19 protein-coding genes, 1 tRNA gene and 1 other RNA gene are annotated in these 21,160 nt (G+C 57.5%); 13 read left to right on the top strand and 8 right to left on the bottom strand.

The window, feature by feature from the left end; translation table 11 throughout:
* Positions 1-58: 58 nt before the first annotated feature.
* Positions 59-886 (top strand): 3'-5' exonuclease, encoded by an 828-nt coding sequence (locus tag RRF56_RS21225; RefSeq protein WP_317035150.1) that lies wholly within the window; start codon positions 59-61, stop codon positions 884-886.
* A 54-nt stretch (positions 887-940) separates the two neighbouring features.
* Here the strand turns inward: RRF56_RS21225 and RRF56_RS21220 are convergent, their stop codons facing one another.
* On the bottom strand, positions 941-2,893 hold the full coding sequence (locus RRF56_RS21220; protein ID WP_317035149.1) for an ABC transporter ATP-binding protein: 1,953 nt from the start codon (positions 2,891-2,893) through the stop codon (positions 941-943).
* A 188-nt stretch (positions 2,894-3,081) separates the two neighbouring features.
* Between RRF56_RS21220 and RRF56_RS21215 the strand changes: the two genes are divergently transcribed.
* The 6 genes from RRF56_RS21215 (at position 3,082) to RRF56_RS21190 (ending at position 9,646) form a co-directional block, all read left to right on the top strand.
* Positions 3,082-4,134: a hemolysin family protein gene (locus RRF56_RS21215; protein WP_317035148.1), complete on the top strand. Its 1,053-nt coding sequence runs from the start codon at positions 3,082-3,084 to the stop codon at positions 4,132-4,134.
* Positions 4,135-4,760: 626 nt separating this feature from the next.
* Positions 4,761-5,663 carry an ATP adenylyltransferase family protein gene (locus RRF56_RS21210; RefSeq protein ID WP_317035147.1) on the top strand — a complete coding sequence of 301 codons (903 nt, stop codon included), beginning with the start codon at positions 4,761-4,763 and terminating at the stop codon, positions 5,661-5,663.
* 76 nt (positions 5,664-5,739) lie between these two features.
* On the top strand, positions 5,740-6,597 hold the full coding sequence (locus tag RRF56_RS21205) for a stomatin-like protein (protein WP_317035146.1): 858 nt from the start codon (positions 5,740-5,742) through the stop codon (positions 6,595-6,597).
* Between the two features lie 178 nt (positions 6,598-6,775).
* Entirely contained in the window at positions 6,776-7,855 is a 1,080-nt protein-coding gene (rlmN, locus tag RRF56_RS21200) for a 23S rRNA (adenine(2503)-C(2))-methyltransferase RlmN (RefSeq protein ID WP_317035145.1), read from the top strand.
* Between the two features lie 150 nt (positions 7,856-8,005).
* Positions 8,006-8,758, top strand: coding sequence for a lysophospholipid acyltransferase family protein (locus RRF56_RS21195; RefSeq protein ID WP_317035144.1), 753 nt, complete (start codon positions 8,006-8,008; stop codon positions 8,756-8,758).
* A 57-nt stretch (positions 8,759-8,815) separates the two neighbouring features.
* On the top strand, positions 8,816-9,646 hold the full coding sequence (locus RRF56_RS21190; protein WP_317035143.1) for an alpha/beta hydrolase: 831 nt from the start codon (positions 8,816-8,818) through the stop codon (positions 9,644-9,646).
* A gap of 105 nt (positions 9,647-9,751) precedes the next feature.
* Here the strand turns inward: RRF56_RS21190 and RRF56_RS21185 are convergent, their stop codons facing one another.
* The 5 genes from RRF56_RS21185 to ssrS all read right to left on the bottom strand — a co-directional run bounded on the left by RRF56_RS21185 (position 9,752) and on the right by ssrS (position 14,778).
* Positions 9,752-10,588, bottom strand: a complete 837-nt coding sequence (locus tag RRF56_RS21185; RefSeq protein ID WP_317035142.1) for a metallophosphoesterase — start codon at positions 10,586-10,588, stop codon at positions 9,752-9,754.
* Positions 10,589-10,744: 156 nt separating this feature from the next.
* Positions 10,745-11,557, bottom strand: coding sequence for a sulfite exporter TauE/SafE family protein (locus tag RRF56_RS21180; RefSeq protein WP_317035141.1), 813 nt, complete (start codon positions 11,555-11,557; stop codon positions 10,745-10,747).
* A 140-nt stretch (positions 11,558-11,697) separates the two neighbouring features.
* On the bottom strand, positions 11,698-12,987 hold the full coding sequence (locus RRF56_RS21175) for a M16 family metallopeptidase (protein ID WP_410510502.1): 1,290 nt from the start codon (positions 12,985-12,987) through the stop codon (positions 11,698-11,700).
* Positions 12,988-13,098: 111 nt separating this feature from the next.
* The gene (locus RRF56_RS21170) at positions 13,099-14,352 is read right to left on the bottom strand and encodes a pitrilysin family protein (protein WP_317035139.1); all 1,254 of its coding nucleotides are present in this window, start codon (positions 14,350-14,352) and stop codon (positions 13,099-13,101) included.
* Between the two features lie 242 nt (positions 14,353-14,594).
* A non-coding RNA gene (gene ssrS, locus RRF56_RS21165) (6S RNA) lies at positions 14,595-14,778 on the bottom strand.
* Positions 14,779-14,914: 136 nt separating this feature from the next.
* Here ssrS and minC point away from each other — a divergent pair.
* From minC to argJ, 5 genes are all read left to right on the top strand, one after another.
* Entirely contained in the window at positions 14,915-15,895 is a 981-nt protein-coding gene (gene minC, locus RRF56_RS21160) for a septum site-determining protein MinC (protein ID WP_317035138.1), read from the top strand.
* Positions 15,896-16,171: 276 nt separating this feature from the next.
* Positions 16,172-16,969, top strand: coding sequence for a septum site-determining protein MinD (gene minD, locus RRF56_RS21155; protein ID WP_317035137.1), 798 nt, complete (start codon positions 16,172-16,174; stop codon positions 16,967-16,969).
* Positions 16,970-17,032: 63 nt separating this feature from the next.
* The gene (minE, locus tag RRF56_RS21150; RefSeq protein ID WP_317035136.1) at positions 17,033-17,530 is read left to right on the top strand and encodes a cell division topological specificity factor MinE; all 498 of its coding nucleotides are present in this window, start codon (positions 17,033-17,035) and stop codon (positions 17,528-17,530) included.
* Positions 17,523-17,915, top strand: a complete 393-nt coding sequence (locus tag RRF56_RS21145; protein ID WP_317035135.1) for a ferredoxin — start codon at positions 17,523-17,525, stop codon at positions 17,913-17,915. Before minE ends, RRF56_RS21145 begins: the two co-directional genes overlap by 8 nt.
* Positions 17,916-17,971: 56 nt before the next feature.
* The gene (gene argJ, locus RRF56_RS21140) at positions 17,972-19,213 is read left to right on the top strand and encodes a bifunctional ornithine acetyltransferase/N-acetylglutamate synthase (protein WP_317035134.1); all 1,242 of its coding nucleotides are present in this window, start codon (positions 17,972-17,974) and stop codon (positions 19,211-19,213) included.
* Positions 19,214-19,215: 2 nt separating this feature from the next.
* Here argJ and RRF56_RS21135 read toward each other — a convergent pair whose 3' ends face one another.
* On the bottom strand, positions 19,216-20,463 hold the full coding sequence (locus RRF56_RS21135) for a DUF3095 domain-containing protein (protein WP_317035133.1): 1,248 nt from the start codon (positions 20,461-20,463) through the stop codon (positions 19,216-19,218).
* A gap of 302 nt (positions 20,464-20,765) precedes the next feature.
* Here RRF56_RS21135 and RRF56_RS21130 point away from each other — a divergent pair.
* Positions 20,766-20,837: transfer RNA gene (locus RRF56_RS21130), tRNA-Gln, on the top strand.
* A gap of 7 nt (positions 20,838-20,844) precedes the next feature.
* Here the strand turns inward: RRF56_RS21130 and RRF56_RS21125 are convergent.
* Entirely contained in the window at positions 20,845-21,084 is a 240-nt protein-coding gene (locus RRF56_RS21125) for a gas vesicle protein GvpG (protein WP_317035132.1), read from the bottom strand.
* Positions 21,085-21,160 lie beyond the last annotated feature (76 nt).

Raw genomic sequence — 21,160 nt, 5'->3', positions numbered from 1 at the left:
AACGTTCTGAATAGCAGAAAGTGTGGCACCTTAAAGAGGTTTGCTGCGATGGAGCACTATGGTTCCTGTGTCAGTGGGCGGTGTTGCCCAAACGGCTCTTTTTACCGATCACTTACTGGCCTACTACCGCCAGCTGATTGATGCGCAGCTAACGGTAATCGACGTCGAAACGACCGGGTCTCGCCCCCACGAAGCCAGGGTAATCGAGATCGCCGTGGTGCAGGGATCGCGCCAGGCAGGCATTACCTACGAGACTACGTTTTTGGTCAATGCCCAAGTGCGAGTTCCCCAGACGATCACTCGACTGACGGGCATTACTACCGCCATGGTTGAACAGGGCACCGCCGCCGATATTGTGTGGCAGACTCTGCGATCGCCCCTTGATCGGGGGGTGCTCACCGGCCACAATCTGGCCTTTGACTACAGCTTTGTTCAGTCAGAATATCAGCGGCTGGGCCAGGGGTTTGAGCGCCCCCCTGATCAGCGGTTTTGTACGGTCATTTTATCGCGGCTGCTGCTGGCAGAGTTGCCCTCGCGTAGTTTGCCTCAGCTAGTGCGCCATTTTGGCTTTGACGTCGGGCGATCGCACCGCGCCCTAGCCGATACCCAAGCTTGCTGGCTGCTGACCAACCTGCTGCTCGATCGCCTGGCCGAAACCTCCGACGATGCGCTACGCCACCAGTTTGCTCAGCAGTGGGTACCCCTGCGCGAGGCGGTTAAAGTCTTTAATTGCACCAGAGTAGAGCTACAGCAGCAGCTCGATGCCCGGGGCTGCGATCGGCGTACATCGCGGCGCGGCAACCGCCACTTGTATCGCCGAGGCGACCTTGAAGCCCTCTACCAGGAGCTGTACCCACCGCAGCTATCGTTGAACCGGGGTTCTTGATGGGCACCTAGCGCCGTAGTCACGGGCGTTAGAACAGGCGGCAAGGGAGTGATCTTAGGCCACTGGGGTGCGATCGCGCTGCAACTGCTGAATGCGATCTAAGCTGCCCACCGGGATGGCATTGATGAGCGCCTGAGTGTAGGCGGTTTGGGGCTGGCGGTAGACCTGCTCGGCAGGGCCAATTTCTTCGACTCGGCCCTGGTTCATCACCATAATGCGATCGCTCATAAACTTCACTACCGCCAGATCGTGGGAGATGAAGATGTAGGTGAGGTTAAACTCGGCCTGTAGCTCTTTGAGCAGGTTCAGCACCTGGGCCTGCACCGATACATCGAGGGCCGACACCGATTCGTCGCAGATGATGAACTTGGGGTTGAGGGCCAGAGCGCGGGCAATACAGACGCGCTGCCGCTGCCCGCCCGAAAATTCGTGGGGGTAGCGGTTGATGCAGCTGGTGGGTAAGCCGACGCGATCGAGCAGGTAAGCAACCCGTTCCTGCCGATTGCGCCGACTTTTGATCACCCCATGGATTTTGAGGGGTTCTGCGATCGCGGCCCCGATGCTCATGCGCGGGTCGAGGGAGCTGTAGGGATCTTGAAAGACAATTTGCATATCGCGGCGCAGTTGCCGGAGCGGTGACGCCCCCAGACTCAGCACATCGCGCCCTTCAAACCAGATTTTGCCACCCATGGCAGGCACCAGGCGCAGCAGGGCTCGCCCCAGGGTGGTTTTACCACAGCCCGACTCACCCACCAGGCCAAAGGTTTCGCCCTTTTGAATTTGAAACGACACATCCTGCACCGCCATCACATGGCGACGAGTTTTGCCAAACACCCCCCGCACCGGATAGCCCACCTGGAGATTTTCCACCGCCAACAGGGGACCGTTGGCAGCCAGAGCCTGCGATCGGGTGGTCAGTTCGGCTTCGGTGAGGGGCGCAAAGCGAGACTGAGCTTCAGCATCGAGCACTCGCTCCCGAATCACCGGGCTAGGCATGGCTACGGGCTGGCCGCCGTTAGCGGCGGCAGCGTTGATTTCGGTGCCCCCTAGCTCAACGGCCATGAAGTCGGCCACCGTTGGCAGTAGGCGTAGCCGTTGATGGGGCTGGGGGCGGCAGGCCAACAGCCCCTTGGTATAGGGGTGCTGGGGCTGAGAAAAAATATCCCACACTGGGCCAGTCTCGACAATTTTGCCCTGGTACATCACGGCCACCTGGTCAGCGATCTCAGCAATGATGCCCAGATCGTGAGTAATAAAGATTAGGGACATGCCGCGGCGATCGCGCAGTTCCCGCAGCAGATCGAGAATCGTGGCCTGCACCGTCACATCCAGCGCCGTAGTGGGCTCGTCGGCAATCAGCAAGGCCGGGTTGCAGGAGATTGCCATGGCGATCATGACCCGCTGAATTTGCCCGCCCGACAGCTCGTGGGGATAGCGATCGAGAATAGCCTGCTGGCGGCGATCGACTTCGGCCTGTAGTGAGTCCTGATCTAGATGAGGCTTTTCGGCCTGAATAGTGATCCGCAGGCTATCGTCAGCGGGCAGCAGCTTGACCTCTTTTAGGCGATCGATCGCCTGTTGACAAGCCGCTTCCTTAGAAATAGTTTGGTGCTGACGAATGGCCTCCACCATCTGAAACCCTATGGTATACACCGGGTTCAGTGAACTCATCGGCTCCTGAAAAATCATCGAAACCTGACCACCCCGGTAGCCCTGCATCTGGGTTTCGCTCAGGGTACGCAGATCGATTGCCCCAGCCGGCGCTTTTGCCCCGCCAGCTCCACCGTTAAACCAGATTTCGCCATTGACCACCCGACCCGGCGGGCAAGGTACCAACCCCATCACCGCCAACGATGTCACCGATTTCCCCGATCCCGACTCCCCCACAATTCCTAAGGTCTGCCCCCGCTGCACCTGAAACGAAATATCGTCTACGGCCTGAATAGGCTGGTTATCGACTTCAAACTGAACCGTGAGGTGCTTAACGTCGAGGATGGTATCGCTCATTGGGTTCTAACAGGCGGACGTTCAGGGCAGGTAATCTACGCAACTTAACCCAGCGCCAACTTAGAAGTTACCTCCAAGTCCACACTGAACCAGTCGCGCGAAGGCGTCAATTAATCTCGTTAATGGATCATAGTAGATGAATCATAACAACATCCCCCCCGCCGGTTTCGTTTGTTCCAAACCAACCCATGCTGAATCTTGCGATCGCCATTTTGATCATGCTCCTCGGTTCGGCGCTGTGCTCAGGGACCGAAACCGCCCTACTCTCGGTTCCCCTGCTTAAGGCGCGGCAGCTGGCTCAGTCTAAACGGCCTGCCGCACTCGCCCTCTATACTATTCGGCAAAAAATTAATCGCCCCGTTGCCACCATCGTTATTCTCAACAATCTTTTTAATATCGTCGGCAGTATTGTGATCGGCGGCATTGCCGCCAGAACCTTTGGCGATGCGCTGTTGGGCCTATTTTCAGGGGTGCTCACTTTCCTGGTCATTCTCGTGGGCGAAATCCTACCAAAAACCTTGGGAGAACGCTACGCCATTACCATTGCCCTCATGGTGGCCATACCCGTGCGCACCCTCACCTGGGCGTTTACGCCGGTAGTGTGGCTGCTCGAAAAAATCACTAACCCCTTTATGGTTTCTGGCCAACTCCCCATCACCAATGAGGCCGAGATCAAGCTCATGGCTGCCATTGGCCACCAGGAGGGCATTATCGAAGCCGACGAAGCCGAGATGATTCGCCGGGTGTTTCGCCTCAACGATATGAAATCGGTCAACATCATGACGCCTCGGGTCGCCATTACCCACCTGCCCGGCGATCTGACCATTGCCGCAGCCCAAGAGCAAATCCTCAGCTCCCAGCACAGCCGCATTTTAGTAATTGACAACGATATTGATCGCATTGTAGGGCTGGTGCTCAAAAACGAGCTGCTTACCGCCCTCATTCGCGGCCAGGGCCATCAGTTGCTCAGCCAGGTCGCCCGCCCGGTGCGCTTTGTAGCCGAAAGCGAACGAGCCGACAAACTGCTGCAAGACTTTCAAACCGCCCGCGAACACCTAGCGGTGGTGGTAGACGAGTACGGCGGTGTGTCTGGCGTGGTTACCCTCGAAGACGCCCTCGAAGTGCTCACCGGAGAAATTGTCGATGAGACCGACTTGAGCATTGACCTTCAAAAAATGGCCCGCCAGCGCGGACGGCAAATTTTACGCACCCGTGGCTTTAACTGGCCCGCAGAGCGCTAACCCTTGAGGCAACCGTGAGTGCCTAGCCCACAGCGACCCTACAGAAACCGCTCAAAATTTTGTTTTGCTAGAGAAATTTCTTGCAGAAATTTCTTTTTCAAGCCTTAACAAGAGCGCCCATCTCTGCACTGTTAACTATCATTTCAAAGCCAAAGAACAGCCCCTAGAGGATTTATATTGAATGTGGAGCCAGCAAGGCTCCCCTGGCAGGTAAAACAGCCAAGTCCACACAGAAAAAGGAGTGAAGCTGCTGTTAGTTTTACATCTGTCTCGTTTAACCAGCAACACCCAAGACTTAATTCAACCCTTCCTTAAGTAGGCAAATGGGAGCTTTAAGGACAAAAATAGTTCCTCACTGAGGCCACAGTTTTGTTCTTCATCTCCAAACAGGCTAAACAAGATGCAGGAAGTTCTTTGGATATTAGCTTGGGTGTTGTTGTGTTTAACCAACGCCTATAATTACAAGTCATCATAATATTCTAAGTTGCCGCTTTCTAATCAGTAATTAGGACGACTAAGATATCAACTTTTTTATACACCTAAAGCAATTATCAATTCCACAGCTGCGGAAGGAAGCATCGGTTTGCTAAAGTCGGGGAGGTAATCGTTCCTCCTAGCCATTTCCTATGGTGTATTCCCCCGAGGTCGGGTTTGCCCCCGGCGACCTGTGGAGCAAAATTCAGCGGCAAACTCGCCATGCCCTAGACTACGGTGCCCTACAACCCATCGATACCCGCTATGAGTTTGTGGAGCAGGGGGGAATGCGGTTTCTGGTGAGGATTTTGGCCAACCTGGTGCGCAAAGAGAAAGCCGATCTGGCCCAGCGGGCTAGTGGTGCTGCGGGCAAACCCTTTAATCCGTTTTTGCCCTACGACCCTGACCTGTTCGTAGCCGACCTATCGACCACTCACCTCTGCCTGCTGAATAAATATAATGTGGTCGATCATCACATTTTGATCATTACTCGCGCCTTTGAAGACCAAGACACTTGGCTCACTTTGGCTGATTTTGAGGCCCTAGCCACAGCCATGGCCGAGATCGATGGTTTGGCCTTTTACAATGGCGGGCGGCGGGCTGGTGCCAGTCAGCGGCACAAACATCTACAACTGGTACCACCGCCGCTGTGCCCCGATCGCAGCCCCCTGCCCCTAGACACCATCGTCACCACCCTGGCCCCGAGCCTCGGCAGGCCGGTGTCGTCTCCCCTGTTGCCCTTTCGCCACGCAATTTTGCCCCTAGACGCTGAGTCTGGCCCCCAGGGAGACACTATGCTGAGCACCTACCGCAGCCTGCTTGAGCACCTAGGGGCCAAGTGGGAGCAATCGCCCCAAACCTTGCCCTACAACCTGCTGGTCACCCGCACCTGGATGATGGCCGTGGCCCGTCAGCAGGAGAGTTACCAATCGATTCCGGTAAACTCGCTGGGGTTTGCTGGATCGCTGCTGGTCAAAGACCCAGCGCAATTGGCGCTGCTTAAATCGATGGGGCCGATGACTGTGCTCAAACATGTAGCCTGCAGCGAGTTTTAGCCCATTTTCAGCAGAAATCGGTACACTGGTCGGTAGAACAGGCTTACTCGACCTTTAGTCTCTCTGGGGGCTGTCCGTGCCGTCGATCATTGGAATTCTGGCGTTAATCATCATTGGCTATACCGTTGGCTCAGTACGCATTATCAACCAGGGTACTGAGGCCCTAGTCGAGCGACTGGGGCGCTACAACCGCAAACTTAAGCCAGGCTTAAATTTCATTGTGCCCGTGCTCGACTACATCGTGCTGCGAGACAGTGTGCGCGAACAAATTCTTGATGTGGCCAAGCAAGGGGCCATTACCCGCGACAACGTGTCGCTAGAGGTAGATGCGGTGGTGTACTGGCGCATTTTAGAGCTAGAGCTGACCTACTACGCCATTGAAAATGTCGAGCAGGGCATTGAAGAACTGGTAACGACTACCCTGCGATCGGAAATCGGCAAGATGGAGTTTGAGAAGACCTTTTCCTCCCGCGATGAATTGAACCGAGCCCTGCTCTCCCAACTCGATGAAGCCACTGAGCCCTGGGGGGTCAAAGTCACACGGGTTGAAGTGCAAGAAATTATTCCTCCCGAAGAGGTGAGGCGATCGATGCAGTTGCAGCAGGCGGCAGAGCTGAAAAGCCGGGCCATGGTGCTCGAAGCCCAGGGCGAGCAGGAAGCTGCCATTAAACGGGCCGAGGCCACGGTGCAGTCGATTCAAATGCTGTCTAAGGCCTTGGCCGATCGCAGCGACACTGGCGAGATTCTCAACTATCTGCTAGCTCAGAGCTACGTGGAAGCCAACCAAAAGCTTGGGGAGAGCGACAACTCCAAAGTGGTCTTTATGGATCCAAAAATGTTGACGGAAGGACTCGTAGATCTAATGCGCACCAACACGACCACCCCCAAGCCCAGCACCGACCCCGATAACTTCCCCAGCCGTCACCGTCGCTAGGGATTGCGATTAGAAACTGTTCAATAGCCTACAACTCTCTTGTAGAGGGTGATTGGTCAGGCTTTACAAACGTGAGCAACGTATCTCCTCAAGCATAAGCAGGATCGCCGAGTACCCAGCCTTACAGTCAGCGCGAAGAGAAGCCAGTAGAATAAAAGACTGTGCCTTCTTTGCTGCCATGGCTGTTACCCCTCTATCTACCACCGATGATTCATCTCGGTCGATTCCTGCGACGTTAGCAGCAGCCAACTCGCCCCTACTGGGTCAATCTCTGGAAGAGCTGACCGCGTGGGTGCAGGCCCAGGGGCAGCCCAGCTATCGGGGCAAGCAGCTGTACCAATGGCTATATCATCAGGGGGCGCGATCGCTCCAAGATATCACCGTATTTCCCAAGGCCTGGCGACAGGCGATGGAGTCGGTTGATGTGGGCCGCTCGACCCTGCACCATCGGGTTGTCGCCAGCGACGGCACCGTGAAATATCTGCTCAAGCTGCGCGATGACCAAGTGATTGAAACCGTGGGTATTCCATCGGCTAAGCGGCTGACGGTGTGCGTGTCATCCCAGGTGGGTTGCCCCATGGCCTGTGACTTTTGCGCTACGGGTAAAGGGGGCTTTATTCGCAACTTAGACGTTCACGAGATCGTCGATCAGGTCCTGACGGTGCAGGAAGACTTTGGTCAGCGGGTAAGCAACATCGTGTTTATGGGCATGGGCGAACCGCTGCTCAACAGCACCAACGTCGTAGCCGCTATCCGCTGCCTCAACCGCGATGTGGGCATTGGCCAACGCGCCATCACCCTATCTACGGTGGGCGTGCCGGGCCGCATTCGTGCCCTGGCTGCAGAACAGCTTCAGGTAACCCTAGCGGTGAGCCTGCACGCCTCCAACCAACCCCAGCGGCTTCAGCTCATTCCCAGTGCCGGGGCCTACCCCCTAGAGGTGCTGCTCGATGAGTGCCGCGAGTACGTGCAGCTCACCGGTCGGCGGGTGACCTTTGAGTATATTTTGCTGGCCGGGCTCAACGACCAGCCCACCAACGCCACTGAGTTGACCCAGCACCTGCGCGGCTTTCAGAGCCACGTCAACCTAATTCCTTACAACCCCATTGACGAGGCCGACTACCAGCGCCCCAGCGAGGCCAGCATTCGCAGTTTTGTCGCCGAACTCGAGCACCGCCGCATTGCCGTTACCGTGCGCTACTCGCGAGGGCTAGAGGAAAATGCCGCCTGTGGCCAGCTGCGGGCGTCTCGCCAGTAGGTCTAGGCCAAGAGGGAGATCTCGTCCAAATTGGTGGGGTTGCCCCCCTCTGAGCGCAACGGTTTTTGTTAAGTTAATGACACATAGGGCTCTGCCATTCTCATAAAGGGATGGGCAGAGCTTTCCTGACCTTATGATTATTTTCCTGGAATGGCTCTAGCTCCTCTGCCGCTACTAACGCCCCTCAAGGCCACCCCGCTGGATGTCTCTCATTGGCTGCTCACCCTGTCGCGGGTGCGGGTGTCGGTGCACGGCCAAGACCGGCTGCCGCCTCACCAGCCCATGGTTGTGGTTAGCAACCACCGCAGCATCATGGATGCGCCGCTGCTGATGAGCGTCGTAAATCGCCCAGTGCGGTTTGCCTGTCACCACTACATGAGCCAGGTGCCGGGGTTGAGCAACGTCATCAATGCCCTCGGCTGCCTACCGTTAGATACTCCCGAGAAAGGCCAAACTGCCTTCTTTCGCCGGGCCATGAAAGTGTTAGGGGATGGTGAGTCGGTGGGTATTTTCCCAGAAGGGGCGGCTCCCATGGTGAATCAGACGACCCCGGACAATTTGAATGCATTTCAACGGGGATTTGCCCACTTAGCGTTGCGGGCACCGGTAGAGGAGCTGTTTATCGTACCGGTTGCAATTGCGGCCCATCGGGAAAGCAATAACCCGATGGTGCCCCTGCGGTGGCTGAGCTTTTTTGACGCCTCTGAGCCCCTCTTTCAGCAGCCAGGGTTACATCCAGCGGTATTGTATCAACAGGTAGATGTGCTGATTGGACATCCGGTGCGAGTCGACCATCGCCTGCGATCGCGCTACCGTAGCAAAGGAGCCAGTGCCCTAGCCACTGAGCTAGCCCAGTGCTGTCAAGATGAAATTGCGACTTTACTCAAACAGGGCTTCTATTAAGGGCTGGCTGTTGCTGAACGGTTCATTGCCTGCTGCCCTGCTATTTGTTGATTGCCCATGCCAGAACCTGATGGTCTAAAGCTCTATGCCCCGGCGGGGAAACACCCCCACCGGCCGCTATTCATCTATTTGCCTGGCATGGACGGCAGTGGCGAACTCTTCTCAGCCCAGTGCGATCGCCTCAAGCACCATTTTGACATTCGCTGCCTCGTCCTGCCTAGCGATGACCTATCCTCCTGGGACAGTATGGCCGCTCAGGTGGTGCAGCTGATTGGGCAAGAATCGATTGCCAGGCCGGTTTACCTCTGTGGTGAATCCTTTGGAGCCTGCCTGGCCCTGCGGGTAGTGGCCCTAGCCCCAGCCCTGGCCAGCCATTTAATTTTGGTCAATTCGGCCTCGTCATTTCACCGATTTCCTTGGTTTCACTGGGTAGCTAGCCTAACGACCTGGGTGGCACCGCCGCTCTATCAGGGGTCTACCCTGGGTAGCCTGCCCATGATGGCCGACCTCAGCCGCATGGGCGTCGCCAATCGCGAGGCATTGATTCGAGCCATCGGCACCGTCTCGCAGGCCAGCACCGCCTGGCGGCTGAACCTACTGTCTCAGTTTCGGTTAGAGCCCCTGCGACTGCACCGGGTCAAAGCTCATACCCTGTTAGTGGCCTCTTTGAGCGATCGCCTGCTGCCCTCCCTCGAAGAAGCCCAGCGCCTGGCCACCCTACTGCCCAACCCCCGCATTTACCCCCTACCCCACAGCGGCCATATCAGCCTGCTCGAAGACGGTGTTAACCTCAAAGCCATTCTGTCCGCCGTCGGTTTTCTGCCCCCCGACCAGCACAATAGCCAAGAGCTGGCCTCCGAAGACCCATGTCCAACCCTGATTGCCTAGACAACAGAAGGTTGAGATATCGGTGAATCGGTAGCTCAATCCCTAAAATGAGCAGCAAAATTTGAGATCAGCCGGCATTAGACACAGCTCCTTCAACTCAAACTCTTACGCTCGCACTAACTTCAGCACCGTCACCTCTGGCGGACAACGCACACGGCCTGGGGCATAGCTGCCTAGGCCTCGGTTCACGTACAGTTGGTTGCGCCCTACCCGATGCAAACCCGAGGTCCATTCCCAATGGCGGATTATTTTCAGGCAGTGGCGTTTGCGGTGGGGCAGACCAACGGGCAACCGAGCCAGCACCGACAGCCGCAAAGCCTGACTGAGGGCGGGGGCAGGCCCCAAACCGGGCAGCACGATTTGGCCGCCGTGGGTGTGGCCCGAGAGCTGCAAATCGACCCGCCAGGGGGTTAAAAATTCGGCACTGTCGGGGTTGTGCGAAAGCACCAGTCGGGGGTGAGACGAGGGCAATGCATCGAGCACTTGACGGGCGGCACAAAAATCGCGCGACCAAAAGTCGGCTAGCCCCACCACCGGCAGCTCATCACCTAGGGGAAAGGCCATATCGTTCCAGAGGGTGCGAATGCCGACCTGTTGGAGCGATCGCAGAATCGTATACCGCCCGCCCAGGGTAATGTTGTCGTGGTTGCCGAGCACTGCGATAGTGCCATAGCGACTTTTGAGCTGGCCCAGGCAATCCGCTAGCTCAAAAATAGGAGCCGGATCGTTGGTCACATAGTCACCGGTCAAGGCAATCAAGTCGGGGGCCAACTCGTTGACTTGAGCGATCGCCTGCTGCAACAGCCGAGGCGAGAGCCGCTGCCCATCGTAGTGAAAATCAGACAGCTGCACAATGCGGCACCCCTCCAACCGCTCAGGCAAATTGTGAAGCGAGACTGTCACCATTTCCACAGTCAGGGGGCTAGTGAACAAGGGGCGCATAGAAGATCACGAGACATCATCCGCACGCTAGCTCGTTTACCTCCCCCTTGCCACCAGAGCGAGACTAACTTCAGCAGGCTTTATCAAAACTGGCGATCTAGCTGCCCTCAGCTTTGTTTTCAAACGACCCCATCGATAGGCTAGACCCACCAAGGCTCACGACGCGACGAGGGTATAGCTGGACCAAGCTTTGACGAAAAAATACCCAGCCAGCAGGGCCAGTAGCAGCCGAAACATAATAGTCACCGCCCGGTCAGGCAGGCGGGGCAAATAGCGGGTGCTGACCTGCACACCAATTGCCCCCACCAGCCCCAAAATCAGGCCGGTAGCCAACTGCACATTGCCCGCCTGGGCATGCCATAGACAGGCCCACAGGCCCGTAATCACGATCGCGCCCAAACTGGTCTGCACCGCCGCCTTAATTGGCTCGTGCAGCAGCAAAATTTGTAATGGCACCATGACCACACCGCCGCCTACCCCAAACAGCCCGGCCAAAAACCCAGCCAGACCGCCAATGCCCAGGCGCAGCACCGTCGGCGATAGCCGCTGCGGCACAACCTCCGGCAGCCCAGTTTCGCCGTCGACTTCGGCCCGCGTGGCCTGGCGAATCACCTGCTTTTTTAGCCCAATCAGGTAGATATTGAACAGTAGAAATAGACCAAAAATGGCTAGCAAGGCATGTTCTGGCAGGGCAGTGGCCACGGCTTGCCCCAGATAGGCGGTGACTAGGGCAGGCAGGCCTAGCATCGCAACATGATTGATTTTCAGAAAGCCCATACGCCAGTTTTGCAGGCTACCGACCAAGGCAATCAACGCGACCGCTAGGGTACTCGTGCCTACCGCCTGCACCCCCGACAGGCCTAGGGCCACCATTACGGGCACCATCACCGTGCCCCCCCCAATGCCCAAGAAACCGGCCAGCACCCCCGCCAACAAACCAGCCAGCGCCAAAATTAATCCGGTACCCACGCGTCCTTCCTTTCCCTATCGGGCCGATGCCCCATTATGCGGGCAAAGCGCCCACCTGCATACAGAACAGCACAATAGACTGACCAGCAACCTCAGCATCCCAATCCAATCACCAGGGAGCTAGATGGCGGTGGGTACAGTCAAGCTTGGGCCTGGGCTACAGGGCGCACAGCAGTCTCTGGCCCCAGTAGCGAAATGTAGGGGGTGCGGAAAAATTCTTGGGCAACGGCTTCGGCATCGAGCACCGTCACGGCGGCCACCATGTCTTGAAACTGCTGGTCGTACTCGACCCCCAACCCTAAAATTTCGTACCAGCCCAGCAGTTGAGCAATCTGAGCGTTGGTTTGCTTGCCCAAAGCGTACTGACCCAGCAGTTTGTTTTTGGTCGATTGCAGTTCTTCGTCAGAGAGTAAGCTGGTGCACAGACGCTCAACCTCAAACCGCAGCCCTTCTAGGGCGGTAGCCGTGTTCTCGGGAGCGGTACCAATGTAGGCCACAAACTGCGACAATCCCAGGCGGGTAGGGTAAAAGGCTGACACATCGTAGGCCAAGCCGCGTTTTTCGCGCAGCTCGACAAACAGGCGGCTAGAGAGGCCGTTGCCTAGGTAGGTGTTCAGCAGCTTCAGGGCAGGGTAGGCAGGGTGCTTGACAGAGGCAGCCGAGTAACCCACCATCACAATCGACTGATTGGTTTCTTGGGTGACCACGGAGCAAGTGGGCGCGGTCGTTACGGCCGGTAGGGTGAGGGCTGGGAGTGGCACAGCGGGGACTGACCAGTCGCCCAGGGCCCGCTCAACTTGAGTCAGAGCGGCCTCAGGGGTAATGCGGCCGACGATAGTGACCACCACATTGTCGGGGCGCATGTGCTGGCGGTGAAAGTCCAGCAGGTCTTGCTGGGTGATGGCTTCTACCGTAGTTTCTGTGCCTACGCCGGGAAGAGCGTAGGGGTGATCGCCATACATATCACGGCGCAGCTGGTTGAAGGCTAGGGTAAAGGGCTGCTCCTGCATGGAGCGAATCTGCTGCAGGGTGAGACGGCGCTCTAGGTCAATCTCGTCGAGGGGAAAGCTGGGCTGACGCAGCACAGTGGCGGCCAGGGCAAAAATTTCGGCGAAGTCTGTAGAAACGGTTTTGAGGCTGATCACGCTGTAGTCGGCGGCGGCATCGGTGCCGAGGCTGGCACCGACCGACTCAACGGTTTCAGCGATCGCCATTGATGACAATTTGGCCGTTCCCTTAGTCAGCAATCCCATCAAGAAGCTCACCAGCCCTGCTTGCTGGGGGGTCTCAAAGGCACTGCCAGCTCGAATAAAAATGCGGGCTGAGACAATGTCGGCGACGGAGTTTTCTAAAACGAGAACCGTTAACCCGTTGGCTAAAACAGTGCGGTGTAGGCGCGGCGCTTGGAGAAGAGAAGCTGTCACAGGCAAAAAATAACTAGCGAAGGGAACAGTTGAAGCAGGAAACCAAGCGTAGGGATGACTACGAGGGCGGAAACCAGCGCGGCTCTGGCCAGTTTAACTATAGTCTGCCCAGGGGGCTTAGGCCGGGCGCAGAATGGTAGACACGTAGCGCAGGGGAGTGAGGTACTGAGCCGCTAGCTGACGCAGGTGGGCTTCGGTATAGCTCTGAAGGGTGGGCACGTAGGCAAGACAGCGCTCGGCAGCAGCAATGGTGCCGTAGTAGCCGTAGAGCCCGGCCAGCTGCCCTGGGGCTTCGGTCGAAAAGGCGTAGTCGTTGCACAGCAAGCGCTTGGCCCGAGCCAACTCAGCGTCGGAGATCGGTTTGGCCACCAGCTCACTAATGCGATCGCACACAATCGCCTCTACCCGGTCAACATCGTCGCCATCGAGCCAGGCCTGAATCGTAAACAGACTGCACTCCCGCTGCATAGAGAAGCTGGCCCCCACATCTTGCACCAGCTGGCGGTCTTCCCGCAGCTCACGCACCAGCCGCGACGATCGCCCCTCAGCCAAAATTGCCGCCAGTATATCTAGGCCGTAGGCCGTTTCGAGCTGGTCAATGCCGGGGCCGAGCCAGGCCATGCACAGCCGCGACTGCTCTAGCCGAGGCAAGTACAGGGTTTCGCGGCGCACCCCACTCAGGGTGGGCACCGGGGCCACTGCTCTGGGCGGGCAGGGCGGCGGCGACGCAAACCCTCGAAAGGCATGCTTGACCATGGCCACCGTCGGCTCTAGGGGAATGCCGCCCGTAATCACCACCGTCATGTTGTCGGGCTGGTAGTAGGCCTGGTGAAAGCAGCGCATCTCTTCGGGCGATCGCTGCTGCAAAATCTCCGCCGTGCCCAGCACTGGGCGACCGTAGGGATGATCTTGGTATACCAGCTCCGACATCGCCTGATAACCCAGCCAGTCAGGGTCATCCTGGGCCTGGCGAATTTCTTCGAGCACCACCTGGCGCTCGCGGCCAAACTCATCGGCAGGAATCGCCGCGTGCAGCAACAGATCCGCCAGGTAGGGCAGGGTCTGAGGCAACATCTCGGCGGCAATGGTGATAAAAAAGTGGGCATAGTCGTGGCTCGTGGCCGCGTTCGTCATGCCCCCCTGGGTTTCAATGGCATAGTCAAAGGTCCCGGGAGGCAGCTGATCCGTGCCCTTAAAAATCATATGCTCCAGGAAATGAGCCATGCCTGACCACTCTGCCGGCTCAGTAACCGCCCCGGCCTTCACCCAAACATCGGCCACTACCACGGGCGTTGCCGCAATCTCTTGGTGGATAAGGGTAAGCCCATTCTCCAAACGAATTACACTGGCGGGAAAATCAACCGAACTCAACGGCTCAAGCCCTTAAACACACATCACCGACGCTTTACCGACAGGTTGAGATAACTTGGCCACCCCCTCCAGAGCCAGGCTTTCGCCTCAAGTTAACCCTGCTGTCAATACTAGCGTTCAAGTAAGCTAAATCACATTTTTCCAAATCTTGAGAAAGTTGGTAGAGCAAACAGGGAAAAACAAGCCCAACCGCAAAATTCCCCCATCTCACGGAGAGAGACAGGGGAATTGAAAATATTGAGGGTTCCACCGCAGCGCCGTCTTACCTCAGTTTCCGACCTGGGAAAACCAGGTGGGTGCCTTGGCATTTGGCTTAAAGTTTCCGAGTACAAGCTCGGTCTACTGCCGCCGATGCAGCTTAGCTCCCGTTCGGAACAAACATAGATCGACAAACATTGTTGGCAGTCACCAACGCCGTAGTGGAACTCTCAACATCATAACCAACAGCCTGGGGCAAACCGCAAGGGGAAAACCGACCTTGATCTATCCTGCCGCCCCAACCTCGGTGATCTAATATGGCAGCACTAGGTTTGGCCCTGTGTTTTCATTCCCGCTTTTCCCTATGGCTCCTGACAATTCTGCCCCTACCGCCATAACAGACTCTGGCACCGCCCCAGATCCCATTGCCCCAGATTCCGTGACTCCAGCACCCATCACGTCCAATTCCATCGCTCCAAATCTGCCTGCCATACAGCCCCCAGAACAACCCCCAGACCAGCCCCCAGAGCCTTCTGACCTACCACCCCCCTCCCCAGTCGTACCGGCTCCACCCATTGACCCTCGAACCCAGCTGAGGCTGCGCAGCGAAGCGGACCACTTGGTGCTGCTGCTGCCCAACGATCCCCCAGCCAACACCGAGGGTGGGGCGCTCTCCTGGGGCGAACTGTTACAGCATTTTAGGCAACGGCTCCACGGTGGAGAGCAGTTTTGGCAACCCCATACCGTAGTGCACATGGCCGCCCGCGATCGCCTGCTCGATGCCCGCCAGCTTCAGTCTCTCGACGAGGTACTGACCACCGCCCAACTTACCCTCAAGCGCGTAGCCACCAGTCGCCGCCAAACCGCTATGGCGGCCGTAGCCTCGGGCTACTCGGTCGATCAAATCGCGGCCGAAGACACCCTAGTGCAGTCCCCGGCAACCCCCGGCAACCCTCTAGCTGAACCGCTCTACCTGCGAACTACAGTGCGCTCAGGGGTCGAAATTCGTCATCCTGGCACCATTGTGGTGTTGGGAGATGCCAACCCCGGCAGTTCGCTGGTGGCCGAGGGCGACATTTTGATTTGGGGACGGCTGCGGGGTATAGCCCATGCTGGGTCGGGGGGCGATCGCAGCCGCCAAATTATGGCCCTGCAAATGCGACCTACCCAGCTACGCCTGGCCGATCTAGTCGCCCGCGCCCCCGATGGCCCCGCGACCCACTACCTGCCCGAGGTGGCCTACGTAGGCGACAACACGATTCGCATTGCCCAGGCCCAAGCGTTTGCGAATCAGCACTTCAATGCCACCCTGGAGCGGGGGGTGCAGCCCAAAGATGGGTTTTAGAGCGTTGCTTGACCAGTAAGCCCTTTCTCGCTTTCACTCCCGTTTTAGGCTGACAAGGGAGCGCATCCCAGGGGCCAAGGAAGCCTTAGAGAGGTATAAGCAGAATCCCTCAAGGCAGCAGAAAGGATCCACCCTGACGTCAGAGAGAGTTCTAGAATAAAGCTAACCCCGGCCCCATCGCCTAAATTCAAGCTTCGTCTCTGCCGCACATGACGTATGATTAGCAGTTGTTTTCGTCAGGTTGAACTGGTTGTTTAGGGAAAGTTGGTTTCGTCCATGACTCGCATTATCGTAATGACCTCGGGAAAAGGGGGCGTAGGCAAGAGCACCTGCACCGCCAACCTGGGTATGGCCCTGGCCCAGCGGAATCAGCGGGTAGCCGTTGTCGATGCCGACTTTGGTCTGCGCAATCTCGACTTGCTGCTGGGGCTAGAAAACCGGATCGTCTACACCGCCCTTGATGTGCTAGCGGGCGACTGCTCGGTCGAAAAAGCCCTGGTTAAAGACAAGCGCCAGCCCACCCTGGGGCTATTGGCCGCTGCCCAAAATCGCAACAAAGAGGCCATTACCCCCGACCAAATGAAAACGCTGGTCGGCGGCCTCGCCAGCAGCAACGACTTTATTTTAATCGACTGCCCGGCAGGCATCGAGATGGGGTTTCAAAATGCGATCGCCCCGGCTAAAGAAGCCATCATTGTCACGACGCCCGAAATCTCTGCCGTACGCGACGCCGATCGCGTCATCGGTCTGCTCGAAGCCAATGATGTGAAGTTCACCAAGCTGCTGATTAACCGCATCAAGCCCAAGATGGTGCAAGAAGAGCAAATGATGTCGGTACGTGACGTGCTTGATATTTTGGCGGTGCCCCTGCTAGGGGTGATCCCCGACGACGAACGAGTGATTGTGTCGTCTAACCGGGGCGAACCCCTCGTGCTCGACCAACAGCTCTCCCTAGCCGGGGTGGCCTTCAACAACGTCGCCCGCCGTCTGCTGGGCGAAGAGGTACCCCTCATCGACCTCAACGCCACCCACGACGATCTGTTCAGCCGTCTGCGCCGCTTCTTTCGAGGCTAGATTCAGGTTTTGCTACCCCGACCAGCTATGCCCCTTGTTTTCTCTACCTAGCCGCCAGTGCCGATGCTAAGCGAACTTCTCGATAAGCTGTTTAACCGCAGTCGTACCCTCACCAGTCGGGCCGAGGTCAAACAGCGGCTGCAATTTGTGCTGGCCCACGATCGCGCCGACCTGACTCCCGAAATGGTCGAAAAAATGCGTAAGGAGATTCTCGAAGTTGTCTCTCGCTACGTCGAACTCGACCAAGAGCATTTAGAATTTACCCTCGAAAGCGACCAGCGGATGACGGCGCTAATTGCCAACCTGCCCATTCGCCGGGTGCGCCCTGAGCGTCCCCCCCTCAAAGAATTAGTTTCCCCTGCCGCGGCCTCTGCTGCACCTGCTCCCGAGGCTACGGCCACCAGGGTCGAGCCTGTTGCACCTGAGCCTGCTGCACCTGAACCTGCTGCACCTGAACCTGCTAACCGTGAGGAACCCGCAGCACTTCCTGAAACCACTACATCCACCGAGTTCCCAGCGTCCTCCGATCCCACAAAACCTGCTGCCCTCCCCGATGAGTAACGACTCCGACGCCTGTGCGTCTCTGGCCGCCTGTGTGAACGCCCTGTCGCTGACTAATATTGAGCGCCACGTGCTAATCTGCGCCGACCAGACCAAGCCTAAGTGCTGCGACAAAGCCGAGAGCATCGTCGCCTGGGATTACTTAAAGAATCGGTTGAAGGAATTGGGGCTGGATCGGCCCACAGTAGAGCGCCCGACATCGATCTTTCGCACCAAGGCCAACTGTCTGCAAGTTTGTCACAAAGGCCCCATCTTACTGGTCTACCCCGACGGTGTCTGGTACCACAGCGCCACTCCTGCCGTCATCGAGCGCATTATCCAAGAACACCTGATCGGCGGCCAAGTAGTCAAAGAATTTGCCTTCTTAGAACATCCCTTACCGTAAGCATCTCCGCAGAAGCTTGGTATAATCCCCGGCAGCACCTATGGGGTAACAACAGCATGGCAGACTGGCGGGTGATTGAAGGGGGCATCACGGCACCCAAGGGATTTCAGGCGGCGGGGATTACCGCAGGACTCAAACCCTCCGGTGCGCCTGACCTGGCGCTAATCTATTCAGACTGTGAGGCGATCGCAGCAGGAGTCTTTACCACCAGCCACGTGCGCGCCGCCTGCGTTGACTACTGCCGCCAGCGCCTCGAAGCCCGCCCCAGCGCCCGCGCCATTCTGGTCAACGCAGGTCAGGCCAACGCCTGCACCGGCAACCAGGGCTGGGTCGATACCCTCGACAGCGCTGCCGCCCTGGGGGCTGCCCTCAACCTTTCCCCCGATACCGTGCTCATCGCCTCCACTGGCGTGATCGGCCAGCGCATCAAAATGGACCAGCTCAAAGCGGGCATTCCTACCCTGGTAGGCAGCCTGTCGCCCACTGGCTCCGAGGCTGCGGCCAAAGCCATCATCACCACTGACCTGGTGACCAAATCGGTAGCCATGGAAACCACCATCCACGATCGCCCCGTGCGCATCGGTGGCATCGCCAAGGGATCGGGCATGATCCACCCCAACATGGCTACCATGCTGGCCTTTGTCACCTGCGACGCCACCATATCGCCCACCCTCTGGCAAGATATGTTGCACCGCGCCGCCGATCGCAGCTTCAACCAGATCACCGTCGACGGCGATACCAGCACCAACGACACCCTGATTGCCCTGGCCAACGGTGAATCGCGCACCCCGGCGATCACTGATGAGGGGGCCGAAGCCGAGCAGCTCGAAGCCATGCTCACTGCCGTCTGCCAATACCTCGCTAAAGCGGTCGCCCGCGATGGCGAGGGGGCCACCTGCCTGATCGAAGTCACCGTCACCGGTGCCGCCACCGCCACCGCTGCGAACCAGGTCGCCCGCACCATTGCCGGTTCCTCCCTAGTGAAGTCAGCCATCTTTGGCCACGACCCCAACTGGGGCCGTATTGCCGCCGCCGCCGGACGGGCCGGAGTCACCTTCGACCAGAGCGACCTACGGATACAGTTGGGCGACTTTTTGCTCATGGAGCACGGTCAACCCCTCGCCTTCGATCGCCCCGCCGCCAGTGCTTATCTGACCCAGGCCACCCAGGGGGACTATCTTAAAACCGACACCGTTGCCATTCAGGTCACCCTGGGCGATGGCTCGGGCCGTGGCCAGGCCTGGGGCTGCGATCTCAGCTATGACTACGTCAAAATCAACGCCGAATACACGACATAACCTCACCTATGGACGGAATTCGTTTGGCCGTGCCGCTGGTTGCGGGGGTGACGACGAGCCAAACTCGAATAGGTAGACCAGTTTTGAGCTTTGCCCTGAAGTCGGGCCTTGAGTTGTTGCGCCGCTAGAGCATAGCCGCCATCGGCCCCGTCAATTAGGTGAAAGTGGCGATCGCGTCGATCCATAATCAGGCAGGTCATTAATGCCCGGTCTGAGACATGGACTCCGTAGACTAGATGCCCCTGGCGAAAGCGCCCCTCTAGGTAGGCGACCAATTGATCGGTCTGGCCAGGGCTGCTGGCCATTACCATGCGCAACATATCGTCCATTTTTTGATAATCGGAGGCGGCCCGCACCGAGGCCCGATAGCGACCCCAATCAACGCCACCAGCCTGCACAGCAAATCGCATCAGACCCAGGCCTAAGAGACTTTCTAGGTAGGCCCGAGCGGTGTATGTAGCGCGATCGCCCCAGGTAGACCCGTTAGCCCTCGCCTTAGCCTCTGCCTTCAGCCGTTGAGGATTCACCGATAGCTTCAGGGCGTCAGCGGCCACCGGATGATAGTTTTCTTCCTTACCATAGAGATTGCCAATGGTACCTAACACCTCGCCATAGAGGTGCTCATTGACGTAGCCACCACTGGGGGGCGTGGCCACAATCAGGCTCAGGGTATGACCCCGAGAGCTAGGAATATCCTGCCAGCGGCATTCTAGCCCCGCCAGGTTCGCCGTTGGGCGATCGCCACCCTCCTCCAGACGATAGGCCGCGTCAGTTTTGACCAACTCAGTGGCATAGGTCAAACCGCCACCCATAAAGCTAGCCTGAAAATAGGTAGGGCTGAGGCGAAATTTCGCCACTCGCACCGGGTGCTGGGGGTCAATTGCCGACAGGGGCACTATGCCCACCCGCAGTTCTAGCCCAAAGGAGTCGCGGGCTAGGGCCCGCAGGCCCAGCAGTGCCTCCCGAGAGCGTTGTACAGCCGTCGGGGGCACCAGCAGCAGCGCGCCATCCCCCCCAAACACAAAGGGCACATCCAGGGGAGCCACGGCATTGAGCACCCCCATAATTGAGCTGGCCCCCACGACGTTAACTTCCTTGTACTTTCCCTGGGCGATCGCCCGAGTCGAGTCCACCACATCGGTAACCAGGGCAGACCAATCGCCGGGGGCATCTACATAGTTGGCGGGGTTAGCGAGCTCTAAAAATTGATCTAAGGGCGGCAGGTCAGTATAAAACGTGTCAGAAGTCATGACAAAGCAGAAGACCTGATATCAGTACGGCATCGAAATGTTGCGTCAGATAGCGAGGTAGATCACCCTGGCCCAAAAGCCTGTACCTAATATTGTGGACCACAAAACACGATCTGGGTAATCCACCACCCCAATCAAGTAGTCTTCTATACTTTATTTTCAGCTTTTCCTACGCTTCAACAACGACCCTACTAGTGCTAAACCCTAGCACTAGTTGCTGACAGCAGGTTTTTACCGGTAGCTGGTGATAAACCCTTGACAGTGCTGGGGCATAACCTGCTATATTAGCTAAGCGAAAACGTTGGGGTGTCGCCAAGTGGTAAGGCACCGGGTTTTGGTCCCGGCATTCCTAGGTTCGAATCCTAGCACCCCAGTTTTAACTCAATCATCTTCTTCATCCTCAGCGGCCTGTATGGCCATGAGAATTTCTTCCTCTTGAGCTTCAAAGTCTTCTTCCGACAGCTCACCCATATCAAAGGCAAGTTGCAGCGCCAGCAGCTGTTTTTGCAGGCTCTCTAGGTCGTTGGTAGAGACGTCGGCCTGCTCTAGGAGTTTGTTGGCAACCCAGCTGACACCTTCAATGGGGCCAAGCACTGGAGCAAAGAGAAGTTTTAGCAGCATAGAAGCAAAGAGATATAAGGGGGCAAGCAGCAAAATGTAAAGACTAGGGCCAGGGACTGACCGCTAAACCTTACAT

The sequence above is a fragment of the Nodosilinea sp. E11 genome (genome assembly GCF_032813545.1).
In the GTDB taxonomy this organism is placed as follows: Bacteria; Cyanobacteriota; Cyanobacteriia; order Phormidesmidales; family Phormidesmidaceae; genus Nodosilinea.
The sequence above is the reverse complement of the archived record's forward strand: the minus strand, read 5'-3'. Positions and strand labels throughout refer to the sequence as shown.